This window comes from Promicromonospora sp. NPDC023987, from assembly GCF_040639055.1.
Taxonomy (GTDB): Bacteria; Actinomycetota; Actinomycetes; order Actinomycetales; family Cellulomonadaceae; genus Promicromonospora.
Window position 1 is genome coordinate 1 of the sequence record NZ_JBEZZF010000098.1, and the last position, 14820, is coordinate 14820.

Below are 14820 nucleotides of genomic sequence, written 5' to 3' on the forward strand. Positions count from 1 at the left end.
GCACTCTCAGTCCCAGAGTGCTAAAAATGGGAGTGTAGCCAGACGACGGCACCCACCGTTGTCGAGCGCGCGGTCCTGGAGGGACCAGGGCCGCAGGGGCCGGGGCCGGGGCCGGGGCCGGGGCTCAGGCGCGGGTGGCGCGGACCACGTCGGCCAGCGGGGTGGCGGGGCGGCCCAGGAGGCGGGCCAGGTCGTCGCTGCCGGTCTCCAGGTCGCCCGCGGCGATCGAGGCGTCGATGGCGGCCACGAACCCGGCGGTGCCTGCGTCGAGCCCGTGCTGCTGCAGCTCGGCCTCGTAGTCCGCCACGGAGAGGGCGCGGTAGGCCACCTTGGTGCCCGTGACGTCGCTGATCGTCGCGGCGAGCTCGGTGAAGTCGAACGCGGGCCCGCCGAGCTCGTGCACGACGTCGCCCTCGCCGTCGGCCAGGAGCGCTGCCGCTGCCGCTGCCGCGAAGTCGGCTCGCGAGGCGGCCGAGACCTTGCCACCGCCGGCTGCGCCAACGATCTCGCCCCGCTGGAGGTACTGCTCCAGCTGCTCGGTGTAGTTCTCGGTGTACCAGCCGTTGCGCAGCAGGGTGACGGGGATGCCGGACGCGCGCAGCACCTGCTCGCTGGCCTGGTGCTCGCCCGCGAGCGGGTTGCTGGTGTCGTCCGCCTTCAGGATGCTCGTGTAGGTGATGCGCTCGACGCCGGCGGCCTTCGCGGCGTCGACCACCGCGGTGTGCTGGGCCACGCGACCGCCCGGCTCGCTGCCGGAGATCAGCAGCAGGCGCTGCACGCCGGCCAGGGCCCCAGGGAGGGAGTCGGGGCGCGAGTAGTCGCCCTCGCGCACCTGGACCCCACGCTCGGCGAGGTCGGCGGCCTTGCTGGGCGTGCGGACCACGGCGACCAGGTCGGAGGCGGGAACACCGCGGGACAGGAGCTCCTCGACGACGAGGCGGCCGAGGCGTCCGGTGGCTCCGGTGACGGCGTAGACGGTCATGACACTCTCCATAGCTTTGGTGGTTGCGATCAGCTAGCACTAACGAATCGAAAGTACACTATATTCCGAGCGCGTGGCGGTACCCTGGGGTCGTGAGCATCGCCGACCTGGATCCCGCCGACCCAGATCCAGCCGACCCGCCGGATTCCGGCCCCACCGCCGGACCACCGCAGCAGCTGGTGACCGACGTCTTCGCGCGCGGCTGCACCTCGCGGGCCGCGTTCGAGGTCGTGACGTCCAAGTGGGCCTCGCTCGCCCTGCTCGCGCTCGGTGAGGGCGGCTACCGGTTCAACGCGCTGCGCCGTCGTGTCGAGGGGGTCAGCGAGAAGATGCTGTCCCAGACACTCCAGGCCCTCGAACGGGACGGCATGGTCACGCGCGACGTCGTCACGACCATCCCGCCCCGCGTGGAGTACTCGCTGACGCCGCTCGGGGTACGGGTGGCGCAGAGGCTGCGTGCCCTCGCCGACCTCCTGGAGGCCACGGCCGCCGAGGGCGCCTGGTCGCCCCAGGTGGCGGGCGACGCGGACGACGGCGGCTCGGACCGCTGACCCACCCCGGCAGCACGGGCAGGCATGGCGGGCCGGTCAGCTACCAGGTCAGGTAACGCGCCGGTACCGGGTCAGGCGCCGGTCAGGTCGAGGCCCCACGCCGTACGGGCCAGCTCCCGTCCCGCCGCGGTGACGTCCAGCCCCCGGCCGGACCGGTGCCGGGTGACCCATCCAGCGGAGAGGAACCGGGAACCGACCGCCGAGCCCAGCGCCCCCGCCAGGTGGGGACGCCGCTCGGTCCAGTCGAGGCACGCCCGCGTCGTGGCGCGCCGGGCGGCGACGGCGCCGTCGACGTCCACCCCGACCTCCCGCAGGCCGACGGCGCCGGCGTCGGTCAGGGCGAGCTCGTCCCGGCCGGCGAGCCAGCCGGACCGGACCCAGGCGTCGGTCAGGCCGGTGCCGAGCCGCCCTGCGAGGTGGTCGTAGCAGAACCGCGCGGCGGCCAGGTACTCGGCCCGTCGGCTGCGCCGGAAGCCGGAGACGGGCGCGGCGTCGGCGAGCACGCCGAGGGACTCCAGTGCCGCGGCGACCTCGCCCCCCGCGAGGGAGTAGTAGCGGTGCCGCCCGCGGTGCTGGCAGGTCACCAGGCCGGCGTCCACCAGGACGCTCAGGTGCTCCGACGCGGTCGAAGCGCTCACGCCGGCCGTCTGCGCCAGCTCGCCGGCCGGCCGCGCGGTGCCGTCCATGAGCAGGTTCAGGAACGTGGACCGGGCAGGGGTCGACAGTGCCCTGCCCACGGCGGTGAAGTCCCGGTCCCTGGTCATGAGGCCGACCGTACGGCCGGGACATTTCGGCGTCCACCGAAGCGTTCCCGGCCTACGTTCTGGCCATGACCCGACCGACCAGCCCGAGCCCGACCAGCCCGAGCCCGACCAGCCCCAGCCCGACCAGCCCCAGCCAGCCCTCCGGCGGGCGCCCCATGCAGGACCTCGAGGTCCACCTCCCCGACCGCCCCGGAGCGCTCGCCGACCTGGGCCAGGCCCTGGGCGAGGCCGGCGTGAGCCTGGAGGGCGGCGGCGTCTTCACGCATGACGGCCACGCGATGGCGCACTACCTCGTGCACGACGGCGCCCGCGCGCTCCGGGCGGTCACCGCGGCCGGGCTGGGGCCGTCCGTGGTGCGTGACGTCGAGCTCGCGAGCCTGGACCAGGAGACACCCGGGCAGCTCGGCAGCCTCGCGCGGCGGCTGGGCGACGCCGGGGTGAACGTGCTGGTCCAGTACAGCGACCACGTCGGCAACCTGGTGCTGCTGGTCGCCGACGAGGACGTCGCGGCCTGCCGGGAGGTCGTAGCGCGCTGGCGGAGCCGTCGGCTCGGCTGATGCGGCGCGCCGGGCCGTGGATCGGCTCAAGGCGTCCCGGCGCGGGTCAGCGCGCCGGGACGCCGACGAGCTCCGCTGAGCGGTCCCACAGCCGGCGGGCGAGGTCGGCGTCGCGCGCCTGCGGGTTGACCCGCCGGGCGACGCGGTGGTTCTCGTAGTACGCGCCGGACTGCCAGTCGACCCCTGGTTCCCGCTGTGCGAACCGGACCAGCTGGGCGGCGCCCTGCTCGGGCGTGGTCAGGAACAGCTTGCCGATGCGGCTCTGGTAGAGCGGCCGCAAGAAGCTCGTGCTCTCGGCGCCGAAGCTCGTCGCGACCACGCCCGGATGGAAGGCCACCGACGACAGGCCCTGGTCGTGGAACCGGCGGTGCAGCTCCGTGGTGAACAGGATGTTCTCCAGCTTGGCCGTGCCGTAGGCGCGGTGGGGCGTGAAGTCGTTGTCGTGGTCGAGGTCGTCCACGTCGAGGTGGCCGAAGAGTCGCGCGCCGATGCTGGAGGTCTGGACGACCGCCGCGTGGTTCGCCAGGAGCTTGTCCAGCAGGAGGCTGGTCAGCAGGAACGGCGCGAGGTGGTTGACCTGGAAGGTCCGCTCGTGGCCGTCCACGGTCTTGGTGCGGTCGCCGAGGATGCCGCCCGCGTTGTTGGCCAGGACGTCGATGCGGGGGTAGGCGTCGTCGAGCTCGGCGGCCAGGCGCCGTGCGTCCGCCAGCCGGGTGAAGTCGGCGACGAAGTGGTCCACGCCGAGCTCACGGGCGACCTTCGCGGTCTTGTCCGGGCTGCGTCCGACGACGGCGACGCGGTGGCCGTCCGCGCTCAGCCGGCGGGCCGCGGCGGCACCGATCCCGTCGCTCGCGCCCGTGATGACGATGGTCCTGGGGCCCCGAGGGGTGTCCGAGCCGGGTGCGCTGTCCATAGGGCACAGCATGCCCGACCATCGAGCACCAACCGATCTTCAGCGAGTTTTCAGCCTACCCGCAGCACCCTGACCTGCACGTTTCGTGGCAACTGAATGCACAAGTATCAGAAATGGATACAAAACCAGTTGTCCGATCCGTTCAGGCTGATCACACTCGATCTCGGGTTACTGCTCAGGAAACTCACCAACATGGGGGTTGGCGATGTCCGAAGCACGTGCGCACCACCTTGTGATCACCCGGCTGGAACGGCGCTGGCTCGCTTCAGCGGTCGCCGTCGGCTTCGCGGCATCGCTGCTGATCGCCGTCGCACCGCAGGAGTCGGCCCAGGCCGCTCCGGACGTGCCGCAGGCCGCGGCAGGCCAGGGACCGACCGACCGGCCGATGCCGGAGGGGGTGCGGCGGTCCACGGCCTTGCCGGAGGACGAGCGCCCGCCGGTGGTCCCGGAGGCGGTGACGTCCGGCGGGGAGCCCGCCGCTGTCGCCGCGGGGGAGTGGCGCACGCTCACCTCACCGGTGCGGCAGCTCGACGCCGCCGCGGGCTTCAGCGAGCTCGACCTGCGTCCGGGCTTCCTGCTCGGCGATACGTCGGTGGTCCTCTACTTCGACGACGGTGATGTCGACCCGGACTGGACGCACGCCGTCGTGCGGCTGTACGAGGGCGGCGACCAGACCGAGCAGGAGTCGGTGCGGCTCACCCGTGCGGAGCTGGAGGGGCCGCGGTTCTGCGGCAGCGCCGAGTTCTGCCGCAGCTTCGGCGCGGAGGACGGCTGGGAGCTCGACGAGGACAAGAACTACTTCGTGACGGTCGCTGCCGTGCTGCCGGGCGGCGACGAGGTGGTCTCGGAGCCGTCGGGCGAGGCCCGGCCGCGTGCGACGATCCTGCCGCCGAGCATCCCGGACGACCAGGCCGCCGGCTGCGGGTGCGAGAACGCGCTGGCGCCGACCGCCGTCGGGCAGGCGCAGCGCGGCGTGGGCGTCAACACGGGCACCGGCGCGTTCGTACGGGTCGAGCGCGACATGCAGATGGCGTCGTTCGGCATCCCGTTCGCCAGCGCACGCACGTACTCCTCGGCCAACAACCGCCAGGGCCCGTTCGGCGTCGGCTGGGCGTGGTCCTACGACATGCGCGTCACGGAGACCGACGACGGCGTCATCGTGCGCGCCGAGGACGGCGCCGAGGCGGTCTACACCCCGGACGGCGACGGATACACGCGCCCGCCGGGCGTGCGCTCCGACCTGAAGCGGGACGGGGCCGGCTGGCAGCTGGTCACGCCGCAGCAGGTGACGTACGAGTTCGGGGCGGCGGGCCGGCTCACCGCTGTGCTCAGCCCGCGGGACGACGGCGTCCGGCTGGCCTACGTCGAGGTCGACGACCGGGGCAGGGACGAGGACCGCGACGAGATCGAGATCACCGACGCCTCCGGGCGCACCGCCGTCGCCCACCTCGTGGACGGGCTGATCGAGAAGCTCGCCCTCCCGGACCGCCGCAAGGTGCGGTTCGAGTACACCGACGGCCTGCTCACCGAGGTCGAGGACGCGCGGGGGAACGAGTGGCAGTACCGGTACGACGCCGAGGGCCGCCTCGCGGAGGTGGTCGACCCGCACGATGTCGTGGCGGTGCACAACGAGTACGGCACCGACGGGCGCGTGGTCACGCAGCGCGACGGGGTCGGCGCGGAGATGGCGTTCGCGTGGGACGCCGACAAGCAGGAGGCGCGCACCACCGACGCGGACGACATCTCCATCTACGACGGCTACCACGGCAACGTCCTGATCTACAGCCAGCGCAGCACGGGCGACGCGGACAACCACCGCTACAACCGGCGCCTGGACCGCAACCTCGTGGTCAACGGGAACCAGTACCAGCACGTCGTGGAGTTCGACGCGCGGGGCAACCCCACCCGTGCCCAGGCGCCGCAGGGATTCGACGAGAAGACGAAGTACGACGACCGGAACAACCCGATCGAGTACACGGACGCCAACGGGAACGTCTGGAAGAACACGTACAACGAGTTCAACGAGCTGGTCCGTAGCGTCGACGCCGAGGGCAACGACATCGAGCACGCCTACGACGACCGGGGCCTGCTGATCTCGACGACGGACCAGCGGGACAAGGTCACCACGTACGAGTACCTGCCGGACGGCGAGGAGAACGCCGGGCTGCTGTCCGCCGTCGTCTCCCCGGAGGGCCGCCGCAGCGAGCTGTTCTACGACCGGACAGGTCGCCAGGTCGCGGCCACGGACCCACGAGGTACCGCCGACCCGCGCGAGCGGCGGCACTACACGACGCAGACGCACTACGACGAGCAGGACCGGGTGGTCCGTGTCGAGGAGCCCGGCAAGCACGGCGACTGGCGCACGGTGTACGACGACGTCGGCCGGCTCACCCACCAGATCTCGCCCGAGGGCACCGTCACCCGGACGCGCTACCTCGACAACGGCCTGCAGTCGCGGGTCGAGGGCGGCGGCCGGGTCGTGACCTTCGACTACACCGACGCCGGGCGACGCGCGTCCGAGAGCGTGCGGATGAAGGGCGACGACCTGACGACGTCGTACACGTACGACGCCAAGGGCCTGGTCAAGACCGTGACCTCGCCGGGCGGCAACGTGCCGGGCGCGAACAAGGCGGACTTCACCACCGAATACTTCTACGACGCGAACGACAACCCGATCCGGATGCGCATGCCGTACCCGGGCGGCGGGTACACGACCCGGGACATCAAGGTCGACGCGCTGGACCGCACGACGGCGTCGATCAACGAGCTGAACAAGACGTCCAGCTTCGAGCGCAGCAACACGGGCCAGGTCGACTCGGTCACCGACACCAAGGGCCGTACCACCACGATGGGGTACGACAAGAACGGCCGGCAGACGGAGCGCACCGACTCGGGCGGCAAGATGACCCGCACCCAGTACGACGCGGCGGGCAACAAGATCAAGGAGACCTCCCCGACCGGCGGCATCACGACCTTCGAGTACACCGACGACGGGCTGCTCGCGGCATTCACGGAGCCGCGCGGCAACGTCGAGGGCGCCGACAAGGACCGGTTCACCACGCGGTTCGAGTACGACCTCGCGGGCAACCGGACCAAGGAGATCGACCCGCTCGGCAACACGACGTCGACGAAGTACGACGCGAACAGCCGGCCCACCGAGCTCACGGATGCCCGTGGTGGGACCACCTACTACGCCTACCGCGAAGACGACCAGATCAGCCACGTGCGGCAGCCGGACGCGCCGAGGCTGCCGATCTTCAGCAAGGCCTTCGCGACGGTGCTCACCTACGACGACGACGGCCGCGTGGTCGGCGTCCGCGACCCGCAGGGCGGGCGCTCACGCATTACGTACGACGACGCCGGCCGCCCCGCGACCAGCACCGACCCGCTCGGTCGCACCGCGCACCTGGGGTACGACGCCGAGTCGAACCCGGTCTCGACCATCACCACGGACCGGCGCGAGGACCTCGACGACCTGTCCGCCGCGGAGCGGGTCGAGCGCACGATCGTCTCCGAGTACGACCTCCGCAGCCGCCTGACCAGCCAGCAGGTCGGTTCCACCGGGCCGGAGTACACCTACGGCTACGACGCGAAGGACCGGACGACGTCGTACGGCGACCCGCTGGGCGTGCGCACGGTGACGTACGACGAGGAGGACCAGATCACCAAGGTGGTCCGCGAGGAGCCGGGCCAGGCCACCGAGACCTTCACCTACGGGTACGACCAGCGCGGGAACATCACCGAGCGGACGTATCCGGACGGCACCCGGATCACCTCGACGTACGACGACGACTCGCGGCTCGCCTCCACGACGGCGTCCGGCGGTTCCACGGGCGGCAGCACCGCGAAGTGGGAGTACGCGTACGACGTCGCCGGACGCCGGACGGCGACCACCCTGCCGGCGTCGACGGGCCTCACCGAGCAGCGGAAGTACGACGACGCCGGCCGGCTCACGTTCATCGGCACCGAGCGCACGGGCGAGCCCGTCGAGGGTGTGCAGGACCCGGTGTCCGCGTTCGACCTCACGCTCGACCCGGTGGGCAACCCGACCCAGGTGCAGACGACCCGCGGCGGGGTCACGGAGGCCGTCGCCTACGCGTACGACGACGCGAACCGGGTGACGGATGCCTGCTACGCGGCGCAGGAGTGCGACCGCCACAGCAAGGAAGCCGGCCGGATCTCGTACGAGTACGACCTGCTGGGCAACCGGACCGAGCAGAGGCGGTCGGGCTCGGCGGGCCACGACGTGACGCGCTACTCGTACGACGACGCGAGCCAGCTCGTCCGGGAGCTCGTGATCGGCAAGGACGGTCTCGAGCGCAAGGAGTACGAGTACGACGTGCTGGGCAACCAGACGCGTGCGGGCGACGACCGGCTCGAGTACAACCTCGACAACACGCTGGCCGAGGCGAACGTCGACGGGGTGGTCACCCGGTACACGTACGACGCGACACGCATGCGCCTCGACGCCATCTCGGGGATCGGGGCCGGTGCCAAGACGCGGCACTGGGCCTGGGACACGAACGGGTCGCTGGAGAACATCGCCGTCGACACGGTGACCGGCGCGAGCGGGGCGGTGATGAGCCGGCAGGCGTTCGCCTATGGGCCGACCGACGAGCCGCTGGCGCTGCTGGAGACGCACGGCGGGGCGCACGTCTACACCCACGACTGGCTGGGCGGCGTGGCGAACATGCTGTCGGCGGACGGGAAGGTCGAGGAGGGCTACGACTACGACCCGTTCGGCAACCCGCGGCAGGGCGAGACTCTTGCGGGGGCTGTTGCCGAGGAGGCGGGCGGCGGTGCGGCGGTCGCGGCCGACGGCGGGGCCTCGGAGGGCCCGGCGTCCGCGGAAGCCGAACCAGCGGCCGAGATCCAGAACCCGATGCAGTTCCAGGGTGCGTACCAGGACTCGACCACGGGCGAGGGCAACTACGCCATGCGCGCCCGGAACTACGACCCGGGTACGGGGCGGTTCTCGACCAGGGACCCGGCCGGCGCCCAACCGATCGGTTCCTCGCCGTACGCGTTCGCGGGCGGCAACCCGCTGGTCTACACGGACCCGACGGGCGAACGGGAGCTGGAGGGGCCGACGGGCGGTAGCACCACCTCCAACCCCAACGACCCCGGCGCCGAGGTGGAGGGACCGAGCGCCGAGGAGATCGCGCAGGCGCAGCAGCTCCAGTCGAAGTCGATGCTCGACGTCATCCTGGAGGCCGGCGGGCAGATCCTCATGGAGTTCCTGGGGATCAACGACCTCATGGACTGCCTCGACGGCGACCTCGGTGCCTGCGTGATGCTCGTGGTCGGCGCACTGCCGTGGGGCAAGATCTTCAAGGCAGCCAAGATCGGCGAGGCCATCTACAAGGCCGGCAAGGCCGTGATGACCTTCTCCAGCGAGCTCAAGTGGGCCAAGCAGATCCTGTCCGGCGCCAAGAAGGCGAAACAGGCGGCGGAGGCGGCGAAGGCGGCTGCGGCGAAGGCCGCGCGGGAGGCCGCCGCCAAGGCGGCGAAGGCCAAGGCGGCGGCGGACGCCAAGATCAAGCGGCTGGCCGCTGAGGCAAAGGCGAAGGCGCGGGCGCAGGCAGACAAGAAGAAGGCCACCACGACGGGTAAGGGGGACTGCAACAGCTTCTTGCCCGGCACGCTGGTTCTGCTCGCGGACGGAAGCCGAAAGCGGATCGAGGACCTCGAACCCGGCGACGAGGTACTGGCTGCTGACGAGGAGACCGGTGACCGGTCGGGCTCACGGCTCGTCACCGCCCAGATCACCGGCGGCGGTGAGAAGACTTTGGTCACGGTGACCATCCGGGATGACGACGGCGACAACCAGAAGATCGTCGCCACGGACGAGCACCCGTTCTGGAACCCCGAGAAGCGCACCTGGGTCGACGCGATCGACCTCCGGTCCGGCGAGTGGCTCAAGACGAGTGCCGGCACGTGGGCCCAGGTCGCGAAAGTCAAGGTCGAGCACCAGCGCACGGTGGTGCACAACCTCACGGTGGACTGGGACCACACGTACTACGTGGCTGCGGACCACAGCAGTGTGGCGGTACTGGTCCACAACTGCAAGGTCTACCGGAACCTCCGGGCAGATGAAGATCCTGCGATGGGACTGGTCGCCAAGGATCCGACTGCGGGGTATAAGCCTGCGGGCCACGTCCTCCATGGCAGCAAGCCCGGCTGGAGGTCTCAGTTCATCTCGACGACGCGAAGCAGTGACGTTGCGCTGAATTCGCAGTGGTCCGGGCCGAGAGTGGTCGCTATCGATCTCAGTAAGCTCGATCCGTCCCAGATACTCGATCTCTCGACGGACGCAGGGCGGGCGGCACACGGCGTCAGGGGATTTACAGCGATTAATCGGACCAAGTCATCGCAGGAAGTTCTGCTCACGGGTATTATTCCGGCCGATGCAATTAGTTGGGTGAGGGGAGGCCCCTGATGGTCACAGATCCACTGACCCGGCTTGCCGAGGCATGGTCTGCATTCGACGGGTCGCTCAGGATGGGCCCCGGCTTCGACGCCGATGCGTTTGACGCGCTCAAGTCCGCGCTGAGCGCCTGTGCGGTTGCTTGGGACGGGCTGGACTGCATTCCCCGCCTCGGGGTCAATGTCATCATTGACATATTCCCTGCAACCGAGGCCAATGCTGCACTCTATGAAGGAGAAGCAGCGGATCGGGTCATGGCAGCCGCATATGAACTGCATGGTCTGGCAGGAGAAACTGTTGGTCTATAGTCCTGACCTTGATTCTCCACATGGATTGGGTGGTGCGACCGACCCGGACTACGCCACCTCCACGTGCGCCCGCGCGGCCTCGACGAAGTCGAAGATGCCCTGTCGGGACACGTCGCGGGCGTCCTTCAACTCCTCGGCGGGCGTGCGTAGAGACAGTCGGTCGACGCTGTCGATCGCCTGCTGCGCCAGCTCGATCAGCTCCCTGGACTCGGTGACGAGCTGGACCCGGAACATCGCCTCGAGCGCGTTCGTCCGCAGCCGGTAGGTCTCGTAGCGGATCGCGTCGGGGTCGGCGCTCTGGCGCTCCTCGTGGACCGCGTACCAGCGGTCGACCTGCGCCCGGCGCAGGCTGACGAGCGCGCCGCCGAACGAGGTATAAGCGCTGACCCGCTCCTGGCGCAGGCGCTCGTTGCGTTCGAAACGCTCGGCGTCGGCCCGGTTCCGCCGCTGGAAGTAGTGCGTCGCCAAGGATCCGAGCAGCGTTCCGACGACGGCGACCACGCTGGTCACGATGATTTCCACGGCCGAAGCCAACCATGCCGAGCACCGGTTGAGAAGTCCGCCTCGAACATGCGATCAGGCATGCTTAGACGGCCGAGAGCGTGCCGGATCGCATGTTCGAGGCGGACCTTGCACCTGATCGGGCTCCGGCGGCGGGGCGACGCCGGCAGGGCGCCCGCCCAGGCTCGGCGGGCGGCGTGACGCGCCGAGTTCGCGCGGGTGCGACGCAGGAACTCGCGCCCCTAGACTCGAAAAATGGCAGCGATTCCTGAGGTGATGAAGGCGGTGCAGCTCGTCGGCCACGGTGGTCTCGACCAGCTGGTCTATCGGGACGACGTGCCGACGCCCACGCCGGACGCCGGCGAGGTGCTGATCGACGTGCACGCCTGCGGCATGAACAACACCGACGTGTGGGTGCGCGAGGGCGCCTACGGCACGGAGACCGACGCCGCCGAGGTGTCCACGTGGCGGCGCGGCCGGTCCACGCTGACGTTCCCCCGGATCCAGGGCACGGACACGGTCGGCCGCATCGTCAACGTGGGGGAGGGCGTGCCGACCGAGCGGATCGGGCAGCGCGTGATGGTGGACTTCAGCATCTACAACCGTCCCGAGGGCGACGACAGCCTCGCGGACATCGACTACATCGGCCATGGTCGCGACGGGGGCTACGCGGAGTACGTCGTGGTGCCGTCGGAGAACGCCTACGAGATCACGTCCGGGATCGCCGACGCCGAGCTGGCGACGTTCTGCTGCGCCTACCTGACCGCCGAGCAGATGCTCGACCGTGCCAGGCTCGGGCAGGACGAGCGGGTCCTGGTGACCGGAGCCTCCGGCGGCGTCGGGTCGGCGATCATCCAGCTGGCGCGGGTACGTGGGGCGGTGCCGTACGCCGTCACCAGCGCGGGCAAGGAGGACGCGCTGCGTCGGATCGGCGCCCAGGACGTCGTCCTGCGCGACGCGCCCGACCTGGTCGCCGAGGTCGAACGGGTGGTCGACGGCCCGGTCGACGTGGTGGCCGACCTGGTCGCAGGCCCGATGTTCAACGACCTGCTCCGCATCCTGCGACCCGAGGGCCGGTACACGACCGCGGGTGCCATCGGCGGGCCGGTGGTCAACCTCGACCTGCGCACCATGTATCTCAAGCAGCTCGAGCTGCACGGCTCCTCCCAGGGCACGCGTACCGCGTTCCGGCGTCTGGTGCGCTACATCGAGAACGGCGAGATCAAGCCGCTGCTCGACCGCACCTTCAAGCTGTCCGACTTTCACCAGGCGCAGAGCACGTTCATGGACAAGACGTACATCGGAAAGCTGGTCGTCGTCCCCGACCGCCACTGGGACGAGGTAGGAGCCCCCCATGCAGCACCGTGAGTGCACGCTGGAGCTGATCGACACCCAGTCCGGCGGGGACGTCAGCCGCATAGTGATCGCCGGCGTCGAGCCGTTGCCGGGGGCGAGCGTGCTCGAGAAGGCGCGCTATCTGCAGAACGAGGGCGACGGCCTGCGGCGCCTGCTGCTGTCCGAGCCGTACGGCGACCCGGCGATGTCCATCGACCTGATCGTCGAGCCGAGCCGCCCGGGGGCGCAGGCCGGCTACATCATCATGGAGGCGATGGGCTACCCGCTGTACTCGGGCTCCAACACCATCTGCACCGCCACGGCCCTGCTGCAGAGCGGGGCGATCCCCATGGAGGAAGGCCTGCAGAACGTGGTGCTCGAGTCTCCGGCGGGCCTGGCCCTGATCACCGCGCGGGTCACCGCCGGTCGGGTCGAGTCCATCACCACGCAGGGCGAGCCGGCGTACGTGGCGGACGAGGGGCTGAGCGTGGAGGTGCCGCACTACGGCCGGGTGGAGTTCGACCTGGTGTGGAGCGGCGCGTACTACGCCATGATCGACGCGTCCCGGCACGGCTTCAGCATCACCGCCGAGGAGCAGATCGCGCTGACCGCGTTCGGCGACGCCTTCGTCCGCGCAGCCCGGCCCGACCTGCGGCAGGAGCACCCGGAGCTGGGTAAGGTCGGTCCGCTGCCGTTCGCCCACTTCATGGGCCCGGTGCGCACCATGGCGGCGGGGAAGCTGGAGTCGCCGTCGGCCACCTATGTCCACCCGGGCGTGCTGTGCCGCAGCCCCACCGGGACGGGTACCTCCGCGCGGCTGGCGCTGATGGCCCGTCGGGGCGAGATCCACGAGGGGGAGTCGCTCGAGACGATCTCGCCGCGCGGGAGCAGGTTCGTCGGCACCGTGCTGAACGAGGCGCGCGTGGGCGACTACGCGGCGCTGCACTCGACGATCACCGGCCGGGCCCGGCTGATCGCGCACTCCCGCGTCACCGTCGACCTGGACGACCCGCTGGTGGACCCGACGGACCTCGCGCACGTGCTCCTGCCCCGGTCGGCGGCGTAGGGCCGTCCAGACGTCCAGCAGTCAGCCGCCGGACGGAGCCGCGAAGCGGTCCAGGGCGGCGACGACGAGGGCCTCGACGCCGGTCTCCAGGGTGGGGTGGGGGACCGGCGCGAACCGGGGCGAGTGGTTGGACGGGATGTCCTCGTCCAGCGTGCCCGCCCGGGCCGCCGCCTCGAAGGCGGCGGGGTCCCAGCCGCCGAGCAGCCAGTACACGATCGGCACGCCGACGGCGGTGGCGAGCACGCCGACGTCCTCGCTGCCCGACACCGGGCCGGGGTCGATGACCCGCTCGGCGCCGAAGTGGGCGGCCAGGGCGCCCCTGGTGCGCTCGGTCTCTGCCGGGTCGTTGATCAGCGGCGGGAACGACTCGCCGGGTGTGATCTGCGGTGGGTGCGGCGCGCCTGCCGCGGCCGCCTCGCCCTGCACGATCCGCTCGACCGCGGCCAGCACGCGCGCCCGCACCGCCTCGTCGAAGGTGCGGATGTTCAGCCCGAGGTAGGCCTCGTCGGGGATGATGTTCTCCTTGGTGCCCGCCTGGGGCATGCCCACCGTGACGACCGCGGCGTCGCCGGCCGCCACCTCCCGAGAGACGATGGTCTGCAGCCGCAGCACCGTGGAGGCGGCCAGCACCACCGGGTCGACGGTGGTCTCGGGCCGCGACCCGTGACCGCCGCGGCCGACCAGCCGGACGCCGAGCTGGTCGGTGCCCGCGAACGCCGGGCCGCCGTGCACCCCGAGCAGGCCCGCCGCGACGGGCGCCACGTGCTGTCCCAGCACGATGTCCGGGCGGGGCACGAGGTCGTACAGGCCGTCGTCGACCATGGCGCGGGCGCCCGTGCCCAGCTCCTCGGCGGGCTGGAAGACGACGACGAGCGTGCCCGACCACGCGGCCCGGCCCGTGGCCAGCACGTCGGCCGCACCGAGCAGCGCGGTCACGTGCACGTCGTGCCCGCACGCGTGCATGATCCCCGACTCGACGCCGTCCGCCGTGGTGGCGCGCACCGTGCTGGCGTACGGCAGGCCGGTGTCCTCGGTGACCGGGAGCGCGTCCATGTCGGCGCGGAGCAGGACGCACGGGCCGTCTCCGTTGACGAGCACCCCGGCGACACCGGTCCCGCCGATGCCCGAGTGCACCACGTAGCCGAGGGCCGCGAGCCGCTCGGCGACCAGGGACGCCGTCCGGTGCTCCTGGTAGGACAGCTCTGGGTTGCTGTGGAGGTCGACGTAGGTCTCGCGAAGGCTCTGCCGCATCGCGGCCAGCGGCGCGAGGACCGTTCCGGGCACCGCAGGGGGAGTCGTCATGCGCCAACGATCCCACCGGCGAGCGCGACCTGCGCGCCGCCGGGTTGTCGGTAGCACGTGGTCGGTAGAACGTCAGGAGGTCGGCAGCCCGGGCTACCGACCTCCTGACGTTCT

Annotated in this window: 11 protein-coding genes; 6 read left to right on the forward strand and 5 right to left on the reverse strand. The window is 71.0% G+C overall.

The genetic code is table 11. From position 1 onward, the window contains the following. Positions 1 to 124: 124 nt before the first annotated feature. On the reverse strand, positions 125 to 982 hold the full coding sequence (locus tag AB0F40_RS25610; RefSeq protein WP_357474610.1) for an SDR family oxidoreductase: 858 nt from the start codon (positions 980 to 982) through the stop codon (positions 125 to 127). A gap of 92 nt (positions 983 to 1074) precedes the next feature. Between AB0F40_RS25610 and AB0F40_RS25615 the strand changes: the two genes are divergently transcribed. Continuing rightward, positions 1075 to 1533: a helix-turn-helix domain-containing protein gene (locus AB0F40_RS25615; RefSeq protein WP_357474613.1), complete on the forward strand. Its 459-nt coding sequence runs from the start codon at positions 1075 to 1077 to the stop codon at positions 1531 to 1533. A 71-nt stretch (positions 1534 to 1604) separates the two neighbouring features. On the opposite strand, the gene AB0F40_RS25620 is transcribed toward AB0F40_RS25615, so the two are convergent. Continuing rightward, positions 1605 to 2297 (reverse strand): winged helix-turn-helix domain-containing protein, encoded by a 693-nt coding sequence (locus tag AB0F40_RS25620; protein ID WP_357474616.1) that lies wholly within the window; start codon positions 2295 to 2297, stop codon positions 1605 to 1607. A 65-nt stretch (positions 2298 to 2362) separates the two neighbouring features. Between AB0F40_RS25620 and AB0F40_RS25625 the strand changes: the two genes are divergently transcribed. Then, the gene (locus AB0F40_RS25625) at positions 2363 to 2854 is read left to right on the forward strand and encodes an ACT domain-containing protein (RefSeq protein WP_357474618.1); all 492 of its coding nucleotides are present in this window, start codon (positions 2363 to 2365) and stop codon (positions 2852 to 2854) included. A gap of 46 nt (positions 2855 to 2900) precedes the next feature. Here AB0F40_RS25625 and AB0F40_RS25630 read toward each other — a convergent pair whose 3' ends face one another. After that, positions 2901 to 3767, reverse strand: coding sequence for an SDR family NAD(P)-dependent oxidoreductase (locus tag AB0F40_RS25630; RefSeq protein ID WP_357474620.1), 867 nt, complete (start codon positions 3765 to 3767; stop codon positions 2901 to 2903). Between the two features lie 205 nt (positions 3768 to 3972). On the opposite strand from AB0F40_RS25630, the gene AB0F40_RS25635 reads away from it, so the two are divergent. Both AB0F40_RS25635 and AB0F40_RS25640 read left to right on the forward strand, forming a co-directional pair. Then, entirely contained in the window at positions 3973 to 10206 is a 6234-nt protein-coding gene (locus AB0F40_RS25635; RefSeq protein WP_357474623.1) for a polymorphic toxin-type HINT domain-containing protein, read from the forward strand. Beyond that, positions 10206 to 10502 carry a hypothetical protein gene (locus AB0F40_RS25640; protein ID WP_357474626.1) on the forward strand — a complete coding sequence of 99 codons (297 nt, stop codon included), beginning with the start codon at positions 10206 to 10208 and terminating at the stop codon, positions 10500 to 10502. Before AB0F40_RS25635 ends, AB0F40_RS25640 begins: the two co-directional genes overlap by 1 nt. 48 nt (positions 10503 to 10550) lie before the next feature. On the opposite strand, the gene AB0F40_RS25645 is transcribed toward AB0F40_RS25640, so the two are convergent. After that, positions 10551 to 11024, reverse strand: coding sequence for a hypothetical protein (locus AB0F40_RS25645; protein WP_357474629.1), 474 nt, complete (start codon positions 11022 to 11024; stop codon positions 10551 to 10553). A 234-nt stretch (positions 11025 to 11258) separates the two neighbouring features. Here AB0F40_RS25645 and AB0F40_RS25650 point away from each other — a divergent pair, with 234 nt between their 5' ends. Continuing rightward, positions 11259 to 12371, forward strand: coding sequence for an alcohol dehydrogenase family protein (locus AB0F40_RS25650; protein WP_357474631.1), 1113 nt, complete (start codon positions 11259 to 11261; stop codon positions 12369 to 12371). Continuing rightward, a complete protein-coding gene (locus tag AB0F40_RS25655; protein ID WP_357474633.1) occupies positions 12358 to 13404 on the forward strand; it encodes a proline racemase family protein in 1047 nt (348 codons plus the stop codon). Before AB0F40_RS25650 ends, AB0F40_RS25655 begins: the two co-directional genes overlap by 14 nt. A gap of 21 nt (positions 13405 to 13425) precedes the next feature. On the opposite strand, the gene AB0F40_RS25660 is transcribed toward AB0F40_RS25655, so the two are convergent. After that, positions 13426 to 14655, reverse strand: coding sequence for an amidohydrolase (locus AB0F40_RS25660; RefSeq protein WP_357474636.1), 1230 nt, complete (start codon positions 14653 to 14655; stop codon positions 13426 to 13428). Positions 14656 to 14820: the final 165 nt, after the last annotated feature.